Origin of the sequence: Clostridium sp. UBA1652, from assembly GCF_002320975.1 — a bacterium.
In the GTDB taxonomy this organism is placed as follows: domain Bacteria; phylum Bacillota; class Clostridia; order Clostridiales; family Clostridiaceae; genus Clostridium_T; species Clostridium_T intestinale.
In genome coordinates, this window is record NZ_DCLI01000066.1 from 21,279 (window position 1) to 42,301 (window position 21,023).

The 21,023-nt window shown below is 29.8% G+C and carries 15 protein-coding genes; 1 reads left to right on the plus strand and 14 read right to left on the minus strand.

Going from position 1 to position 21,023, the window contains the following annotated elements; all coding sequences use genetic code 11:
- Positions 1-11: 11 nt before the first annotated feature.
- From B3N22_RS12860 to B3N22_RS12895, 8 genes are all read right to left on the minus strand, one after another.
- Positions 12-1,259, minus strand: a complete 1,248-nt coding sequence (locus tag B3N22_RS12860; RefSeq protein WP_286907695.1) for an O-antigen ligase family protein — start codon at positions 1,257-1,259, stop codon at positions 12-14.
- The gene (locus B3N22_RS12865; protein ID WP_286907697.1) at positions 1,256-2,395 is read right to left on the minus strand and encodes a glycosyltransferase; all 1,140 of its coding nucleotides are present in this window, start codon (positions 2,393-2,395) and stop codon (positions 1,256-1,258) included. The genes B3N22_RS12860 and B3N22_RS12865 overlap by 4 nt, the downstream gene beginning before the upstream one ends.
- Before the next feature lie 7 nt (positions 2,396-2,402).
- The gene (locus B3N22_RS12870; protein WP_286907699.1) at positions 2,403-3,677 is read right to left on the minus strand and encodes a glycosyltransferase family protein; all 1,275 of its coding nucleotides are present in this window, start codon (positions 3,675-3,677) and stop codon (positions 2,403-2,405) included.
- The gene (gene murJ, locus B3N22_RS12875) at positions 3,677-5,206 is read right to left on the minus strand and encodes a murein biosynthesis integral membrane protein MurJ (RefSeq protein WP_286907701.1); all 1,530 of its coding nucleotides are present in this window, start codon (positions 5,204-5,206) and stop codon (positions 3,677-3,679) included. The genes B3N22_RS12870 and murJ overlap by 1 nt, the downstream gene beginning before the upstream one ends.
- Complete coding sequence (locus B3N22_RS12880) at positions 5,203-5,925, minus strand: WecB/TagA/CpsF family glycosyltransferase (RefSeq protein WP_286907702.1); 723 nt, start codon at positions 5,923-5,925, stop codon at positions 5,203-5,205. Before B3N22_RS12880 ends, murJ begins: the two co-directional genes overlap by 4 nt.
- A gap of 80 nt (positions 5,926-6,005) precedes the next feature.
- Positions 6,006-7,097 (minus strand): tetratricopeptide repeat protein, encoded by a 1,092-nt coding sequence (locus tag B3N22_RS12885; protein WP_238906567.1) that lies wholly within the window; start codon positions 7,095-7,097, stop codon positions 6,006-6,008.
- A gap of 65 nt (positions 7,098-7,162) precedes the next feature.
- Positions 7,163-8,893, minus strand: coding sequence for a phospho-sugar mutase (locus B3N22_RS12890; protein WP_286907706.1), 1,731 nt, complete (start codon positions 8,891-8,893; stop codon positions 7,163-7,165).
- 159 nt (positions 8,894-9,052) lie between these two features.
- Complete coding sequence (locus B3N22_RS12895; protein ID WP_286907708.1) at positions 9,053-9,661, minus strand: 50S ribosomal protein L25; 609 nt, start codon at positions 9,659-9,661, stop codon at positions 9,053-9,055.
- Between the two features lie 139 nt (positions 9,662-9,800).
- Here B3N22_RS12895 and B3N22_RS12900 point away from each other — a divergent pair, with 139 nt between their 5' ends.
- Positions 9,801-11,273 (plus strand): aminotransferase class I/II-fold pyridoxal phosphate-dependent enzyme, encoded by a 1,473-nt coding sequence (locus B3N22_RS12900; protein WP_286907710.1) that lies wholly within the window; start codon positions 9,801-9,803, stop codon positions 11,271-11,273.
- A 48-nt stretch (positions 11,274-11,321) separates the two neighbouring features.
- On the opposite strand, the gene B3N22_RS12905 is transcribed toward B3N22_RS12900, so the two are convergent.
- The 6 genes from B3N22_RS12905 to pheS all read right to left on the minus strand — a co-directional run bounded on the left by B3N22_RS12905 (position 11,322) and on the right by pheS (position 20,871).
- Positions 11,322-11,759 (minus strand): 2-thiouracil desulfurase family protein, encoded by a 438-nt coding sequence (locus tag B3N22_RS12905; RefSeq protein WP_286907712.1) that lies wholly within the window; start codon positions 11,757-11,759, stop codon positions 11,322-11,324.
- A gap of 105 nt (positions 11,760-11,864) precedes the next feature.
- A complete protein-coding gene (locus tag B3N22_RS12910) occupies positions 11,865-14,222 on the minus strand; it encodes an endonuclease MutS2 (protein ID WP_286907713.1) in 2,358 nt (785 codons plus the stop codon).
- Positions 14,223-14,234: 12 nt separating this feature from the next.
- Positions 14,235-16,562, minus strand: a complete 2,328-nt coding sequence (locus B3N22_RS12915) for a U32 family peptidase (protein WP_286907715.1) — start codon at positions 16,560-16,562, stop codon at positions 14,235-14,237.
- A gap of 140 nt (positions 16,563-16,702) precedes the next feature.
- Complete coding sequence (locus B3N22_RS12920; RefSeq protein ID WP_286907717.1) at positions 16,703-17,281, minus strand: cell division protein ZapA; 579 nt, start codon at positions 17,279-17,281, stop codon at positions 16,703-16,705.
- A 171-nt stretch (positions 17,282-17,452) separates the two neighbouring features.
- Entirely contained in the window at positions 17,453-19,831 is a 2,379-nt protein-coding gene (gene pheT / locus B3N22_RS12925; RefSeq protein ID WP_286907719.1) for a phenylalanine--tRNA ligase subunit beta, read from the minus strand.
- 20 nt (positions 19,832-19,851) lie between these two features.
- On the minus strand, positions 19,852-20,871 hold the full coding sequence (gene pheS / locus B3N22_RS12930) for a phenylalanine--tRNA ligase subunit alpha (RefSeq protein WP_073019833.1): 1,020 nt from the start codon (positions 20,869-20,871) through the stop codon (positions 19,852-19,854).
- Positions 20,872-21,023 lie beyond the last annotated feature (152 nt).

Below are 21,023 nucleotides of genomic sequence, written 5' to 3' on the forward strand. Positions count from 1 at the left end.
CTCTCTAAATATTATTTTTTCTCAACTAATCTCACTGCATAACCCATATATGTCCAAAAAATAAGTGAGATAAAACTAATTATAAAAACTAAGTTACTTTCAAAAAAATTCACCCCAATAATTCCAAAGCATAATGTTGACAATATGGTAGTCTTCAACTTATAACATCCATTCAATTTGTCAATTTTATTGGCAATATAAAAAAGCAATGAAAATAAAAATAATATAAATATAATAAGCGTGGGAATTCCATATACTACAGCCACTTGTATAAAAATATTATGAACTCCTCCAGCTTCTATTCCTGGTAAACTTGTTACTCCATATTTCTCCACTTGAGGTACCAACTCTGTTAAATGACCGGCTAAATTAAAATTTCCTATTCCCAAAAAAGAATTTTGTTTTATAGATTCAAAGGAAGTTATCCATAATTGCGCTCTCCCACTTAACCATTTATCCCAAGATACATCTATCTTAACTATTGATGCTACTGATCCAATCAATAAAAGAATAATAAAACTTACTCTAATTAAAATATTTTTTCCATATATAAAAATTAACATAGGTAAAAGCATAATTAATAAAATATAACCACTTCTTCCCTCTGAACAAAAAAGAGCTAACCCGTTAAAAATCATAGCTACTAATACTATTCCCTTTAATAGTTTACTTTTAAACTCTATTATTAAATAAATCCCAACAACAATGGCTATTCCTGCTGCTAGACCTAAAGAATTTTCATGAAAATATAATCCAGTATTATTACCATTTTGGATATCAAATCCGTAGTTTTGTCCATTAATCACTATATTTATTTTTTTAAAAATTATAATTAGAGATCCTATTGACAATAATGATGAAAAAATAAAATATACTAAAGAAATAATTTTAACTTCTTTTATAAGTTCTTTCTTACTTTTTAAATCATCTACATAGAACATCCCAAAAAATAGAATTAGATTTATAATAATAATCTTAATATTTTCCCCATTTCTATATCTAGAAAAAACTAATAAAACAGAACTTACTATAAATATACAAAGAAATATATTATGAATAGTAATTTTTTCACTTAATAATCTTACAAAATTATTTATAACTAAAATAACACCCCATACTATTAATAGTTTACTTATTAAATTTAATTTAGGTATATTTGAAAAAATAGTTATAGTGCAAATACTTACAATTAAATAAGCTAACTTAAAATAAAATCCATCCGTAATATAATTAAATCCCCTTTTTAATAAATCAATCATAGTAATTCTTTATAAACTCCTTTTAATTTATTTATAATCACATCTCCTGAATATTTAGAAATAGCTTCTTCTCTAATCTTATATGGGTCAAATTTCAACTCATTATTTTTCATATAGACTAGTGCTTTAGCTAATTTATCTATATTTTTTTTATCAATAATAACCCCATTTGTATCAGTTATTATGTCTTCTGCTCCACCATTTTTAGTTCCTATAATTGGTTTTCCACTAGCTATGGCTTCAATATAAACAACTCCAAATGTTTCATATTCTGATGGCAAAACAAAACAATTGCATCTATTCATTTCTATAGCTACTTCTTTTCTTGTTAAGGCACCTAAAAAAATAGTTTGTTTATCTATGCCTACTTGTGCTGAAAGATCTTCAAGGTATTTTTTCAAACTTCCATCTCCGCCTATTATTAATTGAACATTTTTATGTCCCTTAAAACTTTTCGCAAAGGCTTCTATAAGTGTTTCTATTCCTTTTCCAGATTCCAAATATGCACATGTAAAAAAAGTAAACTTCTCATAAGATTCATCTTTTCTAATGTCAAATAAAGATAAGTCAACAAGATTGTGTATAACTCTGACTTCATTATTTGTATAGGTTTCAAGTTCCTTTTTTAATCCATTTCCTACTGCTATCAACCTTGTACAATTATTATAAACTTCAAATATATATTTCTTATATGACTCTCGCACATACTTACTATTTTCTAATGACGTGTGTTCAGTTACAACTAATGGAATATCATATTTTTGGCTTAAGTAATATCCAGCTATCCCACCCCAAAAACATGAATGGGCATGTATAATATCTATCTTGCCTCTCTCTTTTACTATTTTTTTACATAATTTATCCATTCTTCTATTGAAACTTTTAAACATCAATGGATTTTTAGGTAAGTAATTAAAATCTTTATATCTATAGGTTTCTAAATCCGATTCTAAATTTACAGATATACCTCTTTTATCTTTTATTTTTCCTAGATAAGTAATAGGCCATATTTCATTATATGCTACAGTCACTTTAACTCCCGATTTGTGTAGTTCTTTAAATTGCTCTAAAAAAAAGCTTCCATGAACTTTTTTTCTTTCTGAAGAATACCAAGACGGAATAAGCATTACATGCATAAAATCACTATCCTCTCAATATGTCATTTAATCTCAAAGCCACTTTATCCCACTCATAATTTTCATCTGCTTTTGGATATATTCCCTTTTCAACCTTGTCAAATAATTTTAATATACTAGCTTTAATATCTTCTGAATTATTATCACAACAATAACATTTATAATGATTCTGAACTAATTTCTTTATAGGGTCATTTTTGTCTCCATATATGTTTAATATCCAAGAATCAGTTCCAAAATAATCATATATCTTTCCTGGTATCTGTTTTGATTTCTTATTACCAAATAGCAGTAATATATCTCCATTAATCATATAGTTTAATGCCTCATCAAAAGCAATTCTCGTAGAAATTGTAATAGCTTCTTCATTTGAAAGCTTATATCTTATTTCATCATTATCTATATTTCCAAAAAACAGTATATTTAATTTATTATAAATATACTTATCTTCGAGCTTAATTTTTTTAATTGCCTCAATAAATGGATTAACATCTCTCAATTTTGAAAATATCTCTCCTGCATATATAATATTAACTTTATCTTCTTTAATAAGCGCAGGCTTTTCTCTGTCTTTAATCTTGTCATATATTTGCTTATCATAACCCCTATTTAAAATAAACGTATTATCAATTGGTATGTTATATGTATTCACATAGTCATTTCTATTTTCATCAGTAACGAATATTAATTTATCACTATTCTTTACCACAAGATTCTCTAATTTTTTTTCAATTAGTTTTCTTATGCCCATATTTTTTTCTCGAGTAGAATCTTTGGTCCACGGGTCACTCCAATAAGTAATCCATTTCAAGTCTTTAAACTTTCTTTTTATAAGGTATGCACATATATGGGATGATGGTGGCTCATGCATAGAAAATATGACATCAAATTTTTCTTTACTCACTAGTTTTTTCCCATATTTAGAAGCTTTAAAAGCCCAATATAAATACATATCAGGTATTGCCAAAGAATTTTTTATCATTCTAGCTAATGATGTTTTTTTAGAACTTCCTTCTAATTTCCTATCAGAATTCATAGTTTTTTTCTTTGGCATAATTTTATTAAATAATTTTCCACCATTTATAGCATGTAATTTTATTGAACTATTCATCATTGAAAAAAGTTTACTGTCATAATATATAGAGTCTTTAGGGAAATCTACCGTTAATAGATGAATTTCATTTCCTTTAATGTTGTCTAGCTTGTTTAAATACTGTAATGTTTCTATGGCTGCTGAATTATTTATTAACGGAGAATAACAAGCAATAAAAAGTATTTTCATTATTTCCTCCCAATCTTCTTTCTAATAATTGAATTCAATTCTTTAATTTCATCTATTTTTAATAGCATGCACATAATATAATATATAAAAGCACCTGCTACTATCATTATAATCATGGTCAGTTTGCCCATATCACCGCTGTTGTTTAAGTTTAATATAGTTAATGCAACCCCCATTATTATAGATGCAAAAAAAACTTTAGCTAACTTAATCATAGTACTTTTAACTTTGAAATCTTTGATTATTTTTTTCAGGGTTAATATTAACATACAGCTTGTAACCATCATTGCACTGGATGTTGCAATAGCTATACCTATAACACCAAAGAATTTTGATAAGGTTACACTTAAAATTATATTTATAACAACTCCTATAATTCCATTTATTGTAGTTTCTTTTGTTTTTCCCATAGAAAAAAGAGTTGAGTTTAATATATCCCTAAGTGCAGTAAAGAAAATACCTATAGCATATCCTATCAAAGCCATTTTAGTTAAGCTAACCGCCTCAATTCCAAAAGCTCCTCTCATATATACTATCTTAATTATTTCTTCATTTAATACTAAGGCACCTACTGTTATTGGAATTAAAAAAATAGCACTATATGTTATTGTTTTAAGTATATACTCTATAAAGCCTTTATTGTCCCCAGAATTTTTTTTATTGGCCATTAATGGATATGTTACAGTTATTATAGATGAAGTTATTATAGTATTTATGAGTACTATTAACTTTTGTGCATAATCTAATGCTGATATACTCCCTTCGCCTAATGTTGCAGCAACTTTCTTATCTACAACCATATTTAACGAATTAGCTCCAGCTCCAATTATTACTGGCGCAATCAGTAACAAAGCCTTCCTTATACGCTCATCTTTCATATCAATACTGATCTTGTATATATAACCATGTTTTATTAGTGATGGTACTTGAACTAAAACTCTAAAAAAGTTTCCTATAACATTTGCTATAGTTAACCCTTCAATAGTGTAATTTTTGAAAACTAATAAATATGCTATCATTGGAGCATTAAAAAATAATCCTAATATTGAAGGAATTATAAAATCCTCATTTACTTGTAAAAGCGATGTAAAACAAGCGTTAAATGATAAAAATAACAAATTGATTATAGTTATTCTGGTTAACTTAATAGCTAATTCAAGTGCTTCATTATCAAATCCATTTGCAATAAAGGATACTATCTCTCTTGTAAAAATTAATGAGAAAATAAATATAATAATTGATACAATAGAAAGCATAGTTATAAACTTATTAGCATAAGCATACATATCTTTTTTGCCTTTTTTAGCAAGTTCCTCGCTTAATATAGGTAAAAATGAGGTTGATATTGCTAACCCAATAACCATAAATATAGTTTCAGGAATAGTAACAGCTACATTATAGGCATCTGTATACATGCTTGCACCAAAATTATTACCTATTAATAAATCTCTTATTAACCCAAGACACCTGCTTAAAAGTGATACAATCATTACAACTGCAGTTGACTTTATTAAATTACTTTTACTCATGATTTCCCCTTAAATCTATTAATTAAGACCAACCACAAAAACTTAGGTATAGCCCCTAATCTTTTTATTCTCCAAGGTTCCTTACTAACTCTATAAAGCCACTCAAGTCCTAAACTTATCATCCACTTAGGTGCTCTATTTACATTACCTGCAAAAACATCAAAGCTACCTCCAACTCCCATGAAGATTTTACAAGGAAGCTCATCCATGTATTTAGATATAAATTCTTCTTGTCTAGGAGATCCCATTGCTATAAAAATGGCGTAGGGATTTTTTGATTTGATATCTTCAGCAATTAAATCAGAATCTTCTTTTTTGAAATAACCATTTTTCATTCCAACTATGTTTAGCTCTGGATATTTTATCAAAAGATTTTCACTACATTTAAGTAGCACCTCTTCCTTAGCACCTAAAAGATAAATTCCTTTTCCTTCTCTTTCAGATTTTTTTATTATTTCACCCATAACTTCTATTCCTGGAATTTTTTCTTTAACTGGAGTCCCTTGTATTTTTGAAGCTAAAACCGTTCCAACACCATCAGGTATTATAACCGAGCTATCTTTTCTAAAATTATCTCCCAATGTTTTATTATTTAATCCGTTAAATAAAACCTCTGGATTCCCTGATATTATGTTGACTTTAGGATAGCTGTTTAACAACTCAATTAATTCCGTTTTTGTATTTTTGTAGATTTTAAAACCTAATATATTTATAAACATACTCTCCATCCTTAACTTTTATATTTAAATATTACCATAAAAGATTAGCTATAAAAAGGAAAGTAATCTACTTGTAACCTTTAATTAAATCTTTTTATGTATTCTTTTATTTCTTTTACAATCTCGTCATCTTTGTTTATTTTTTCTGCAATTTCTAAATGTAATCTTGCTTGTTTCAAATCTCCTGAATTTAAATAACACATTATTAAATTAGTGCAGATCTCTATATCTCTAGTTGCTTCAAAGGCTTTTCTAAAATACTTTATAGCATTTTCAAAGTCTTCTAAAGAAGCATAGTTTATACCCATTTCGTTTATTGTTTCAACTATTGAACTATCAATTGCTATACTTTCATTTAAGTAATAGATTGCTTTTTCATAATTTTCAAGTTTTCTGTAACATAAAGCTACGTAATAAAATAAAGATGGATTATCACCAAATCTATCAAGCAAAGGAATTAGCTTTTTTAAAGCCTCTTTAGGATTTCCTTCTATTAATTTTTTCCCATTTTCATAATCTAAAGTATCTTCAAGTTCAGCTTTTAAACTTAGGATGTATTCTTCTGGTTCTCCGCCAGAATTTAAATATTCATTTATATAAACGTAGGCTTTTTCATTATTTCCCTCATCATTATAAATCAAAGCTTCATAGATACTTGCTTTATGAGAGTTTAGATTTAGATTTTTGTATCTATCTATGTCTTCTTTAAATACTTCTGTAAACCCTTTATCTTGTTCCCTTATTGTTTCACCAATAAGAAATAACTTCTCCCACACTTCTTCCTCATTAGTTACATTAGTTAACCCTCTTAATAGTATATAAGCCTCATCAAAAAGATTCTCTTTTATCTTTTTTGCTACTGCACTTTTTATACAAGGTATTGAGTCCTTTATGTTTTTTAATAAAATTATATAATCTTCATTAAATTTCAGCTTATCATCTGCTCCTAAGGCAAAACTCATTCCTTCAATAAAATCATATATAGGAAGATTTTTTATCTTTATTTCATTTTCTATATTTGAAGCTAAATAAGTAGTGTTTATAGGTACAAATAACTCTTTATTTTTAAGTTCTAAGCTTGATATATTAAGTGCTTTAAGAAAACCTTCTTTATTTAATTCTAAAAATAATAGCTTAGATAGTTTTTCTTTAAATAAATTTCTATAATCCAAGATATTTTCTCCTTTTCCATATAAGAATTAAAAGCTATCATCACCGAAGGATGATAGCTTTTTTATTAATTTAAGTTTTTTTCAATTAATCCTCTAACAGCTTCTTTAAAGCTATTTAAGTTTTCTTCTGAATTTTCTATAGAATTACCTTTTACAGCAATATATAGTTTCATTTTAGGTTCTGTTCCTGAAGGTCTTACTACAAACCATGAATCATCCTCAAATATAAATTTTAATACATTTGATTTAGGTAAATCAAGAGTTACTTCAGAATTAAGGTGCATATTTTTTTGAGTACTTAATTTATAGTCTTCCTTTAATGAAAGTTTAACTCCATTTAATTCAGTAAACTCAGTACTTCTAAGATTTTCAATACACTTAGCTATCTTTTCTTGACCTTCTTTACCAGTTAGTTCAAAAGATTCAAGAGCTTCTTTATAGTAACCATACTTTTCATATAAAGCTAAAAGTCCATCATAAAGACTCATGCCATTTTCCTTATAGTAAAGAGTCATTTCAGCTATAAGCATTGCAGCTACAACAGCATCCTTATCTCTTGCATGGTCTCCTATTAAATATCCATAACTTTCCTCAAATCCAAATAGATATTTATGACTGTTATCTTTCTCAAAAGCAGTCATTTTTTCTCCAATATACTTAAATCCAGTTAAGGTGTCCATTATTTCAACATTATAAGCCTTAGCTATATCATTAGCTGACTCAGTTGTTACTATAGTTTTTATAACTACTCCATTGTCTGGAATTTCATTTCTTTCACTTAAAGAACTTAATATATAATGTGTTAAAAGCATTCCTGTTTGATTACCTGTTAAAACTTTATAATCTCCAGTTTTATCTTTTACCACTACCCCTATTCTATCACAATCAGGGTCAGTTCCAAAAATTATATCTGGTTCTGATTTTTCAGCCATTTCTAAAGCTAATTTAAATACCTTTGGATATTCTGGGTTTGGATATGGAGCTGTTGGAAAGTTTCCATCTGGAAGTTCTTGTTCCTTAACTACATTTACATTTTCATATCCAAGTTCAGCTAATACTCTTCTTACTGGAATATTTCCTGATCCATGTATAGGAGTGTATATTATATTTAAATCCTTTGCTTTTTCACTAACTAATTCTTTTCTTATAGTAGCTTTTTTAATTGCATCTATATATGCTTTATCTACATCTTCTCCAATGTATACTAATAGTCCTTTTTCTAAAGCTTCTTCTTCGCTTATAGTTTTTATTTCTTCAAAACCTTTTATATCTTTTACGTATCCTATTATCTTGTTTGCATCTCCATCGGTTACTTGTCCACCGTCTGGACCATACACTTTATATCCGTTATATTGCTTTGGATTATGGGATGCAGTTACTACTATACCACCTGAACAGTTTAAATGTCTAACTGCAAATGATAATACTGGTGTTGGCTCTAACACTTTAAACAAATATACTTTTATACCGTTTCCACATAAAGTTAAAGCTGCCGATTTAGCAAATTCTACTGACATATTTCTTGAGTCATAAGCTATTGCTACTGATCTACTATCATCAAAGTTTTCTAATAAATAATTTGCGAATCCTTGAGTAGCTTTTCCAACAGTGTATATGTTCATTCTGTTGTCTCCGTAACCTATTACTCCTCTTAATCCACCTGTACCAAATTCAAGATCTCTATAAAATCTATCTTCTATTTCCTTTTCATCATTAAGTTGTTTAAGTTCATTCTTGACTTCTTCTGATATAACTTTGGATTGTAACCATTCCTCATATCTAATTTTGTAATCCACAAAAATCCCTCCTTAAATGTGCAAATCCATTATACACGAATTTACAGTATATGAAAACACTTTTATGTAAGTTATATGGTAACAAAAAGGTAAAATGCTAATGAATCCTATGTTAATCATTAGCATTTTACTACTATAATCCACATTTTTTATTACGGATTAATTTTTCTTTTTATCTTCTTTTTCTTCTTTTATCTGTTCTTCATTAATAGCCATATCCATCGATACGGTATTTCTTTCATAACTTATAGCTGCTACAACTGTGTTTAAATCATCTATTATTGAAATTTCTTCTCCAACCTCAACATCACTTAACCTAAATACTGAACCAACTGAACCATTAGTTATATCAATATTTATTGATTTTGGTAAGTTGTCTGGAGTACATTCAACCCTAACTGCATTTTTTTCTTTTTGAAGTACAGCCCCTGCTTTTCCTACAGATTCTTCACCTGTAAAGTTTAATGGAACATATGAAGTTATCTTCTTATCTCCACTTATCTTCTCTAAATCAATGTGTACTAATTTTCTTGTTAATGGATCACGTTGAATTTCCTTTATAAGTGCTTTATGATTTTCACCTTCTAAATTGATATTTACAAATCCATGTCCTCCATTTTGCAAAATTTCCTCATTCAACTCTAATTCAGAAATTTCAAAGAGCATATTTTCAATACCTTTACCGTAAATTACACCTGGTACTTTACCATTTTTTCTGCTTTTTCTCCCACTATGTCCAATACTTTTAATTCTTTTATTACATTCCATATTTATCCCTCCTCCTCTGTATTATTGACAAGAATAAAATATTTATTCTTTTTAAAATTTTTTTATTGAAATGAGGGTTTTGGTAAAATATAATAGTAGTGTTTTTAAATTATTAGGTAAACGAAAGAGGTGTCCATACATGTATAAATTAAATCAAAATGAAACACCCTTATTTGACGCATTGATGGAATATGTCAATAATGAAACAATTCCCTTTCATGTACCAGGTCATAAAAAAGGTAATGGCATTGAAAATGACTTTAAAAAATTTATAGGAGATAACCCATTTAAAATAGATGTAACTGTTTTTAAAATGGTTGATTCCCTACACCATCCAACAGGACCAATAAAGAAAGCACAAGAGTTAGTTGCTGATGCTTATGATGCTGATGCTTCCTTTTTCTCTATTCATGGAACATCTGGCGCTATTCAAGCTATGATTCTTTCTGTTGTTGGCGATGGGGACAAAATACTTATTCCACGTAACGTTCATAAATCTGTTACGTCAGGAATCATATTAAGTGGAGCTGTTCCAATATTCATGACTCCTGAACTTGATAAACAGTTAGGAGTTGCTCATGGAGTTACACCTGAGGTTGTAGCCGAGTCTCTACGCAAAAATCTTGATGCTAAAGCAGTATTAATCATAAATCCAACTTATTATGGAGTTGCTACTGACATTAAAAAAATAGCTGATATTGTTCATAGCTATGATATTCCTTTGATAGTTGATGAAGCTCATGGGCCTCATTTAGGATTTAATGATTCCCTTCCTTTGTCATCATTAAAGGCTGGGGCAGATATATGTGCACAAAGTACTCACAAGATAATAGGTTCATTAACTCAAGGATCACTTTTACATGTTAAAAGTAAACTTATAAATCCAAAAAGAGTTCAACAAGTTTTAAATTTACTTCATACAACTTCACCATCATACATACTTATGGCAAGTCTTGATTGTGCAAGAAAACAAATAGCTTTAGAAGGAAAAGAACTTCTTGCAAAAACTGTTGAGCGTTGCAAAAAAGTAAGAGATGAAATAAATAAAATCCCTGGACTTTATTGTTTTGGAGAAGAAATACTCGGAAAACCTGGTGCTTTTTCCTTTGACCCAACTAAGATCACTGTAAATTGTAGAGAATTAGGTTTAACAGGTTATGAATTAGATACTATATTAGCTACAAGGTATCATATACAAGTAGAACTATCAGATCTTTATAATGTTCTTGCTGTAGGATCTTTTGGCGATACTGAAGAAGCTTTAAATAGTTTAGTAGATGCTTTAAAAGAAATTTCTAAAGAGCATTCAGAAAAAAGTAACATAAAACCAGACTTTTTAGATATTCCTGATATCCCAGAGATGAAAGTAAATCCTAGAGCTGCATTTAACTCTAAAAAGGAAACTTTACTTCTTGAAGATGCTGTAGGAAGAATAAGTGCAGAATTTTTAATGGCATATCCACCTGGAATACCTGTTTTATGTCCAGGAGAAATCATAACTTTAGAAGTTGTTCACTATGTAAAAGATCTTAAGAGAGCTGGACTTTATGTTCAAGGAACTGAAGATCCTAATGTAGAACATATTAATGTACTAAGAGAAATAAGAGTTTAAAAAACTTGATGGGCCTATCAAATTAACTTGATAGGCCCATCATTTATTTTAAATATATTCCTTTATTGCTTCATGAAAATTTTCTTCATTAAATACCTTTATTCCATGTTTATCAAGAATATCACCAGTTAGTCCATTACCTTTTTTCTTGGTACCACTAAATGTACCATCATAAACCTCCCCAAATCCGCAGGAAGGTGAATTCTTTTTTAATATAGCAACCTTACAATTCATTAGTTTTGCTATCTTCATAGTTTCATGGGCCCCTTTTGTGAATTGTTCTGTGACATCATTTCCTTTATTGTCTATCACTAAATCTCCTCTTATTTCAGCTGGATTTCTTGGTGTTGATAGACCTCCTAATTGTTCTGGACATACTAATACAGCCTTTCCAGATTCAATTAGTTTTTGAAGTTCTTCCTTGTAAGTATTTTTACCATCATATCTGCAATTAACTCCCGCTAAACAAGCACTTACTAAAATCATCTTTTTCTCTCCTGTAGAAACCCTTCTTTTCAATAGTTTCATTAAATTCTTTATAAACAAATGATTAGATTGACGCTGAGAAATACGTCTACCACAACAAGGTGCTTATTTAAGTTGAACTACTGTTACTCCAGTTCCACCTTCACCATACTCACCTAGTCTATAACTTTTTACATGAGGATGTCTCTTTAACATATCGTTTATAGCTTTTCTTAATACTCCAGTACCTTTTCCATGTATTAATGATACTTCACCTAAACCTGCCATATAAGCTTCATCTAAATACTTATCTGCATCATAACAAGCCTCTTCTGCATCTAACCCTCTTAAGTCCACAGATGAACTAACTGATTTTAAGTTTAGATTAACTTGTTTAGATGACTTTTTCTTTTCTTCTTTTATTCCTTCTGCTATAACTAAGTCTTTAAGTTTAACATTTATCTTCATTATACCAGCTTCAACTTTAACTTCACCTTTGTTGTCTGGCATTGATATTATTACAACTTTTTGATTTAAAGAAGGTAAAAAAGCTTCCATTCCTAGTTTAACTTCAACTATCTCTTTTCCTTGCTTCTTCTTTTCCTTGTTTAACTCTGCTTCAGCTTTATCTAGGTTGTTTCTAAGTTTGCTTCTTTCTTCTTCAAGTTTTCTTCTGTTTGTAGAAGATACACCATCTCTTTCAAGATCTCTCATAGTTTTTAAGATTTCATCAGCTTCTTCTTTAGCATCTCTTAAAAGCTGTTTAGCTTCTCTTCTTGCTTCAGAGTAGGCATTTTCTCTCATCTTTTCTAAAGATTCTAGCTTACTGTTATACTTTTCTTTAAGTTTTTCAGCATCTATTTTTAAAACTTCTGCTCTTCTAGCATCTTCTTCTGCCTTTATGCTCTTTTCTTGCAAACTTTGTATAAGATCTTCAAACTGAAGGGATTCAGAAGATATACTTTCTTTTGCATCTTTAATTACACTATCACTTAATCCAAGTCTTCTAGATATTTCAAAAGCGTTTGACTTACCAGGTATTCCAATTAAAAGTCTGTAAGTTGGTCTTAAAGTTTCAACATCAAACTCAACTGATGCATTTTCTACATTTATAGTTCTAAGCGCATATCCTTTAAGTTCACTGTAGTGAGTTGTAGCAACTATCTTACAGTTTCTTTTTCTTAAAGTCTCAAGTATTGATACGGCTAAAGCAGCACCTTCTGTTGGATCTGTTCCTGCTCCAAGTTCATCAAAAAGTACTAAGGAGTTCTCATTTGCATCTTCCATAATCTCAACTATATTTTTCATATGAGATGAGAAAGTTGACAAACTCTGCTCTATACTTTGTTCATCTCCTATATCTGCAAATATGTTTTCATAATAACTTATAGATGAATTATCTCTAGCAGGTATTAATAATCCACTCATACCCATTAGATGTAACAGCCCTATAGTCTTTAAGGTTACAGTTTTTCCCCCTGTGTTTGGACCAGTTATTATTAAGGAAGTAAACTCTTTGCCAAGGTATGATGTTGATGGTACAACTATCTTGGAACTTATTAATGGATGTCTTCCTTCTATGATATGAAATGAACCATCAGTATTTACTATAGGTGCAACACCGTTTATGGAACTTCCATATTTAGCTTTTGCAAAGATAAAATCTAGTTCAATTAATATATCTAGATTTCTTTTTACTTCATCCTTATTGTTATAAACTCCTTTAGATAAAGCAGCTAATATTCTTTCTATTTCTGCCTTTTCCTTTAGCATAAGTTCTTTAATTTCATTATTTAGATTAACTAAACTCATAGGCTCTATAAACAATGTAGCACCTGATGAACTTTGATCATGAACAAGCCCAGGTACTTGCCCTTTATGTTCAGACTTTACAGGAATAACATATCTATCCCCTCTTACGCTATATAAGTTGTCTTGAAGGAACTTAGAGTTATCTCTTATTATTCCTCCAATTCTCTCCCTTACAGAGGAATTCTTTTCTTTTAATGACCTTCTGATATTGCCTAAAGTAGCGCTAGCTCTATCTGATATTTCATCTTCACCAACTATAGCAATTTCTATGCTTTCTTCAAGTTTTCTTAAAGGAGTTATTCCTTCACATATTTCTTCAATAATCTTATGATCTTCTTCCTCTTCTTTTCTCTTTATATAATCAAGAAACTTTCTTGAGGATCTTAACATATTACCTATTCTAAGTAATTGAAGAGTATTTAAAGTACCTCCCTTTAATGCCCTAGATACTCCATCTCTAACATCATAAAACCCTTCAAAAGGAGGATTTCCCTTAGTCATAAGTAAATTTAAAGCTTCTCTTGTCTCTTGTATATGTTCTTTAATTTCATAAACATTATCATAAGGCTTTAACTCTTCTATTAACTCTTTAGCACCAGCTGTTATTGCATATTCTTTTACAAGTTCTTTTATTTTATGAAATTCTAATATCTTTATAGATCGTTCTTTCATTAAACTTCTCCTTTATTCTACTCCTCTTCTATAATGACCTTTGGTATACTCTTTATTTTCTAAAGGAGTTTTTTCTTTTAAATAATTTAATATTTCCTTAACTTCTTCTTCCCCTTCATCAATGAAATCAAATCTAAAACTTGATACACCTTTTTCTTTAAGTTCTTCCATTTCATCAATTAGATTAATAGGGGCAGAGTTATATATATAGGCCCTACAGAATTTATCTGTTAACACTCTAAAGTCCTTATTCATTCTATCAACAAGCATAAATTCATCATTTACACATGGGGCAGAACATTCTTTACTCGAACATTTTCCTCCAACTATACTTCCTACTGGACAATATTCTGATATCATAGATTCTGTTTTACCATAAACACACATACCTAGATTTTTCTCTTTAGAAAGTATATTCATGATTTCTTTTCTGTTTAATTCTTGACTTAAATATGGATATACATTATTTTCTTTAAAGAATTTCACAACTGAAGAATTAAATATATTGCTCTTATAATCACTTATTATTAATATTCTGTTTTGAAATCTCTTAATTATTCCTAAGTTAGACGTAATTATCCCTTTAAATCTATGTAGATTCTCTTCTATTTCTTTAACTAAAGCATTATACTCTTGTTTTATTATATTAGGTACCTTTAAATATAAGTTAGGCCCATCAATACTATCAAGATCCTTAAGTCTTATACCTGAGATGTTTTTGTTGTAAATACTGATGCCTATATTATGGACCTTTTCATCTACTAGGGCCTTTAGTTGGGCCTTAGTGTTAGCTATGAAAAGTAAATTAGGCCCATCAACATCTAAAATCTCTTGTTTTTCATGTTTATCTGATATCTTGATATCTTTTTTATATCTAAGCTTCACATTTTCTTCAATCTTTTCTATAAGTAATCTTCTAACATTATTTAATGAGGATACTGGTACAAAGCCTTCTTCATAGGATTTAAACTCTACTTTAGTTATCTTAAAGGCAGTTTCTCCTGATTTCATTAAGGATTCTTGAATTCTTTCTTTAGATAAAGGTTTGTTTTTAGCTATTTCAACATTTTCTCCATAGACCTCAAAGTTCTCTCCCATATACCTAGTTCTTAATATGATGGGCCCATGTAAGCTAAATTCAACATCACAAGATATATCAACCTTTCTATCATAAATGTTGTTGTAGGTTGATTGTAAACTCTTAAGTAGTAAATTATCTGAAGTTTTATAAAGAATATCACCTTTTTTATATTGGTTAGGAATTAACTTTACTTTGTCTCCTTTACCTGCTTTCTCAACTTCTTTTCCATTTAGTAATATCTTAGCAACAGTAAACCCACCTTCACCTATTCTTATTCCATCCTTAAGTGAAATATCATCATCTAATAAGACAAGTGAATTCTCAACAACTTTACCTACAAAAACTCCTGTATTTTTAGGATATTTATAAGCCATCATATCTTTACCTTCATTTTTATAAAGGTACGCTTTTGAAAAACCTTCCCTATTAAAAAGCTTCATTAATTGCTTTTCACCATTTTTATTTTTGTTACCATCAATGGCTTTTCTATACTCAGACACAACTCCTGCAACATACTCTGGCCTCTTCATTCTTCCTTCTATTTTTAATGAAGAAGTTCCAGTTTTTAATATCTCTTTAACATCATCAACTGTGCATATGTCCTTAGGGCTTAATAAATATCCTTTAAACTCTTTTCCACCATTTGTTGATTTTAGTGTATAAGGAAGTCTACAACTTTGAGCACATCTTCCTCTATTGCCACTTCTTCCTCCAATCATGGAACTCATAAGACACATGCCTGAATAACACACGCATAAGGCTCCATGAACAAATATCTCAGTTTCTATGCCCATATCCTTAGATATATACTCGATTTCCTCTAATGATAATTCTCTTGATAACACTATTCTCTTAAAACCTTTTTCAGTTAAGAATAGTGCCCCTTCTGGATTATGTACTGTCATTTGAGTTGATCCATGTATCTCTAAATCAGGAATTAGCCTTTTTAAGTTTCTATAGGCTCCTAAATCCTGAAGTATAACACCATCAATCCCCATTTTATATAGGTCCTTCGTATATTCTAAGAGAGAATTCATTTCCTCTTCTTTTATTAGAGTATTTATTGTAACATATATCTTCACACCATATAGATGAGCATAGTCTACTGCCTTCTCCATATTCTCTTTATCAAAATTCGATGCATATGCCCTTGCAGAGAATTTATCTCCCCCAAGATATACAGCATCGGCTCCGTTATTTATGGCAGCATATAAACTTTCCATACTTCCTGCTGGAGCTAATAGTTCTATTTTATTCATTCTTCATCTCTCCTGTGGTTTTTCTGATGTTTAAACTATCATATTTGTATACTTTAAACGTTGTACTTCTTGTGAGTACATGTTCAATCCATATTAGCCTAACCCATGCGACAAAAAAGGAGTATCCTAAACTCCTTAATTTATCTATGTTTTTTAGTATTTAATAATATATTTTGCCCACTTTTTTCTCTTGCAAGCTTAAAATTAATATCCATATATTTTTTCTCTAAATCAAGTACCTTATATTTGTAATTATTCAATTGAAAATTAACTTCTTTATTTCTACTCATCAATGTTTTATTTTGCTCTTTTGTCTTTTTATATTGCTCTTCCATTATATCTAACTGACTTTTATAATCTTCTACTTCTTTAATTAAATCTTTAGAATTTGTGTTTTCCATTTCCTTTAGTTTCTCATTTAAAGTTTCTATTTCTTTAACCTTAATATTAAACTCTTCTTCTAATTTCTTGTAGTTCTCTTTTAGACCTTTACACTCTTTCTCTAATTTTTCACATTGTAAGTCACTTTTAAAAAGTTCATCAGCTACATTTATTCCTGCTAATACAGTTGCTGCCGAATAACTAAGTTTTGGATTCTTTTCACATAGTTCTTGTATTTTACTATCTATATATTCTGCAATACCTTTTAAATATTCTTCATTTTCTCTTCCTTTTAAATTATACTCTATACCATTAACTTTAACCACAACCGAACTCATATTTCACCTCTAGCTTATTTGTCTTTACTTAATTTTAACACAAACATTTCTTCCTGTGAATAAAGTAGAACTAGGTTCGTAACCTTTTTTACACCACAGTTTTCTATTAATTGACTTCAATATTTATAAAAAAAGACCAAACTACATCAATAGTTTAGTCTTTTTTCGATATTATCTAAGTTGCGCTCCAAGTTTGTACTCTAAGCTTCTTAAAATCTTATCATGAACCTTGTTAACTTCTTTATCAGTTAAAGTTTTATTTTCATCTCTATATGCAATTGCATAAGCTATGCTCTTTTTACCTTCTGGTGTTTGCTTACCTTTGTATATATCAAATAAGCTTACCTTTTCAACTAAACTTCCGCCAGCTTTTACTATAGTGCTTTCAATATCTCCAACTAAAACTTCATCATCAACTAAAATTGCTATATCTCTAGTCACTGCTGGGAACTTCGGTAATGGTTTATATGCTTTTATTGTGTTCGAAGCTTCATATAAAACATCTAAGTTAAGTTCAGCTAAATATCCTAAAGTATCAATTCCATAGTTATCTAAAAGGTCAGGATGAATTTCTCCAAATACACCAGCTTTTTGTTTTCCTACTATTAAAGCAGCTGTTTTACCTGGGTGATAACAAACATTATCTTTTTCTCTTTCTAAAGATATCTTAGTTATTCCTAAAGCATCCAAGATGTTTTCAACTACACCCTTAAGATCTAAATAGTCACAATCTCCATACATACCTATAGTTAATATATTGTTCTCTTTTGGAAGAGCATTTACATCTTCATTAGGTAAATAAGTTCTTCCTATTTCAAATAATCTTACATAGTCATTGTTTCTAGTGTAATTTCTCTTTAAAGATTCCATCATTGATGGTACAGTAGTTGTTCTCATAATACTGTAGTCTTCACCTAGTGGATTCTTTATCTTAACTGCATTTCTAAGCACACTATCCTTAGGTAAGTTAATCTCATCAAATACCTTTGGAGATACGAAAGAATAACTTATTGATTGATTCACTCCTGAAGATAATAATGTTTCAATAAGAAGATCATCTAATCTTTCTTTTCTATACTTTGGTTCTCTATCTGTAGTACTTGTGCTTATAGTTGTTGGTACATTGTTGTATCCATATATTCTTGCTATTTCTTCTGCTATATCTTCTTTAATATGAACATCTATTCTAAAAGTTGGTACTGTAATTACAAGGTCATCTCCACTTACAGTAGTCTTTAGTTCAAGTCTGTCTAAGTAAGTCTTCATATCTTCTGAAGGTATACAGGTACCTAAAAACTTGTTAACCCAAGTTACAGAAACTTTCATTTCATGACTTTCTTTCTTCTCTGGATAAACATCTAAAGTTCCTTCCATAACATCTCCACATCCAAGTTCTTGTACTAATGCACAAGCTCTATCTGCTGCAAGTAGTGTTAGGTTTGGATCTATGTCTTTTTCAAATCTTGAAGATGCTTCCGTTCTTAAGTTAAGCTTTTTAGAGTTAACTCTTATATTAGTTCCATCAAAGTTTGCAAACTCGAATATGACTTCAGTAGTATCTTCTTTTATTTCTGAGTCTAACCCACCCATGATTCCAGCAAGTGCTACTGTAGTTTCTCCATCTTTAATACAAAGCATAGAGTCATCAAGGTTTCTTTCTATCTCATCTAGAGTAGTGAACTTTTCACCCTCTTTTGCTCTTTCTATAACAATATGACCACTTGATATCTCTCTTTTATCAAAAGCATGCATTGGTTGACCAAGCTCTAACATTACGAAGTTTGTTATATCAACTATGTTATTTATAGGTCTAACACCTGCATCTAAAAGTCTTTCTTGCATCCAAGCTGGTGATTGTGCTATCTTAACATTTTTAACTCCTCTTGCTAAATATCTTTTACATAAAGAGTCATTAATAGTTACTTTTAGTTCATCTTCAATTTTCTTGGTACTAGTTGAAGTATAAGATAAACTTGGCATCTTAAACTCTCTACCTAAAGTTGCAGAAGTTTCTCTAGCTATACCTATAACACTTAAACAGTCAGGTCTATTTGAAGTTATTTCAAAGTCTATAGTTTCTTTGTTTAACCCTAAAACTTCTTTTATATCTTTTCCAAGAGGTGTAGCTGGATCTAATATCATAAGTCCATGAACTTCTTTATCTCCTGCTATTCCTAGTTCTTCCTCAGAGCACATCATTCCATTAGAAACAACTCCTCTAAGTTTGCCCTTCTTTATCTTTAAGTCGTTAGGAAGTATCGCTCCATGAAGTGCAACTGGAACAACATCTCCTTCTTTCATATTTTTAGCTCCTGTAACTATTTGAACTTCTTCTCCTTGAGCTACATCAAGCTGACATATAACCAACTTTTCTGCATCTGGATGAGGTTCTATTTTAACTAGTTTTCCTGTAACTACATTTTTAATCTCATCACCTGAAACTATAACTTCCTCAACCTTAGACCCTGATAAAGTTAATCTATCTCCAAGTTCTTTTCCATCTATATCAATATTTATATAATCCTTTAGCCAATAAACTGGTACTTTCATTAAAACTACTCCTTTCTAAATTAGAATTGATTTAAAAATCTCATATCACTTTCATATAGAAGTCTTATATCATCTATTCCATACTTAAGCATAACCATTCTATCTACACCAAATCCAAAAGCAAATCCGCTATAAACCTCTGGGTCTATTCCACAATTTCTTAAAACATCTGGATGAACCATTCCACAACCAAGTAATTCTATCCAACCTGAACCCTTACATACTCTACAACCTTCTCCTTGACAAACAAAGCAAGTTGCATCCATTTCAGCTGATGGTTCAGTAAATGGGAAATGGTGAGGTCTAAACTTAGTTTGAACCTTATCTCCAAACATCTTTTTTGCAAATAATTCTAATGTTCCCTTAAGGTCTGCAAAAGTTATTCCCTTGTCTATAACTAACCCTTCCATTTGATAGAAGATTGGTGAGTGAGTAGCATCAACTGCATCACTTCTATAAACTTTACCAGGTGATATCATCTTAATTGGAGGAGTTTGTTTCTCCATTACTCTTATTTGAACTGGTGAAGTTTGAGTTCTAAGCACTAAAGAATCATTAATGTAGAAAGTATCTTGTTCACTTCTAGCTGGATGATTTTTAGGTATATTTAAAGCTTCAAAGTTATAATAATCAAGTTCAACTTCTGGACCATCTTCTATAGTGAATCCCATAGATATAAAAATTTCCTTCATAGATTCTAAAGTTAAATCTAGAGGATGTCTCTTTCCTATTACTGCTTTCTTTCCAGGCATTGTTATATCTATAACTTCACTTTCAAGTTTTGCATTTTTTTCTTTTTCTTTAATTACAGTTAAGATCTCATCTATCTTAGCTTCAATCTCAGCTCTAACTTCGTTTGCAAGTTTTCCTATAAGAGGTCTTTCTTCAGCTGATAATCCTCCCATACCTCTTAATATTCCAGTTAACTCTCCTTTTTTACCTAGATATTTTACTCTAAGTGTTTCCATCTCTTGAGAAACATTAATGTTCTTAAGTTCAGATAATGCTGCTTCCTTTATTTCAATTAGCTTATCTTTCATAATTAAAATCTCCTTTCTTTATCTTAAAATAAATAAAAAAATCGTCAAGGCGACTTTGAGCCGTCGATTTTTTTTGCGCATCTGCCTTTCCAAACGCATGTGAGGAAAAACTGGCAGGCGCTCAATTCCTCTTTTTTATTCTTTAGGAGTTA

Coding starts and splice junctions, on each gene's coding strand:
- B3N22_RS12860 (WP_286907695.1), bottom strand. CDS start 1,259: ATGATTGATTTATTAAAAAGGGGATTTAATTATATTACGGATGGATTT.
- B3N22_RS12865 (WP_286907697.1), bottom strand. CDS start 2,395: ATGCATGTAATGCTTATTCCGTCTTGGTATTCTTCAGAAAGAAAAAAA.
- B3N22_RS12870 (WP_286907699.1), bottom strand. CDS start 3,677: ATGAAAATACTTTTTATTGCTTGTTATTCTCCGTTAATAAATAATTCA.
- murJ (WP_286907701.1), bottom strand. CDS start 5,206: ATGAGTAAAAGTAATTTAATAAAGTCAACTGCAGTTGTAATGATTGTA.
- B3N22_RS12880 (WP_286907702.1), bottom strand. CDS start 5,925: ATGTTTATAAATATATTAGGTTTTAAAATCTACAAAAATACAAAAACG.
- B3N22_RS12895 (WP_286907708.1), bottom strand. CDS start 9,661: ATGGAATGTAATAAAAGAATTAAAAGTATTGGACATAGTGGGAGAAAA.
- B3N22_RS12900 (WP_286907710.1), top strand. CDS start 9,801: ATGTATAAATTAAATCAAAATGAAACACCCTTATTTGACGCATTGATG.
- B3N22_RS12905 (WP_286907712.1), bottom strand. CDS start 11,759: ATGATTTTAGTAAGTGCTTGTTTAGCGGGAGTTAATTGCAGATATGAT.
- B3N22_RS12910 (WP_286907713.1), bottom strand. CDS start 14,222: ATGAAAGAACGATCTATAAAGATATTAGAATTTCATAAAATAAAAGAA.
- B3N22_RS12915 (WP_286907715.1), bottom strand. CDS start 16,562: ATGAATAAAATAGAACTATTAGCTCCAGCAGGAAGTATGGAAAGTTTA.
- B3N22_RS12920 (WP_286907717.1), bottom strand. CDS start 17,281: ATGAGTTCGGTTGTGGTTAAAGTTAATGGTATAGAGTATAATTTAAAA.
- pheT (WP_286907719.1), bottom strand. CDS start 19,831: ATGAAAGTACCAGTTTATTGGCTAAAGGATTATATAAATATTGATATA.
- pheS (WP_073019833.1), bottom strand. CDS start 20,871: ATGAAAGATAAGCTAATTGAAATAAAGGAAGCAGCATTATCTGAACTT.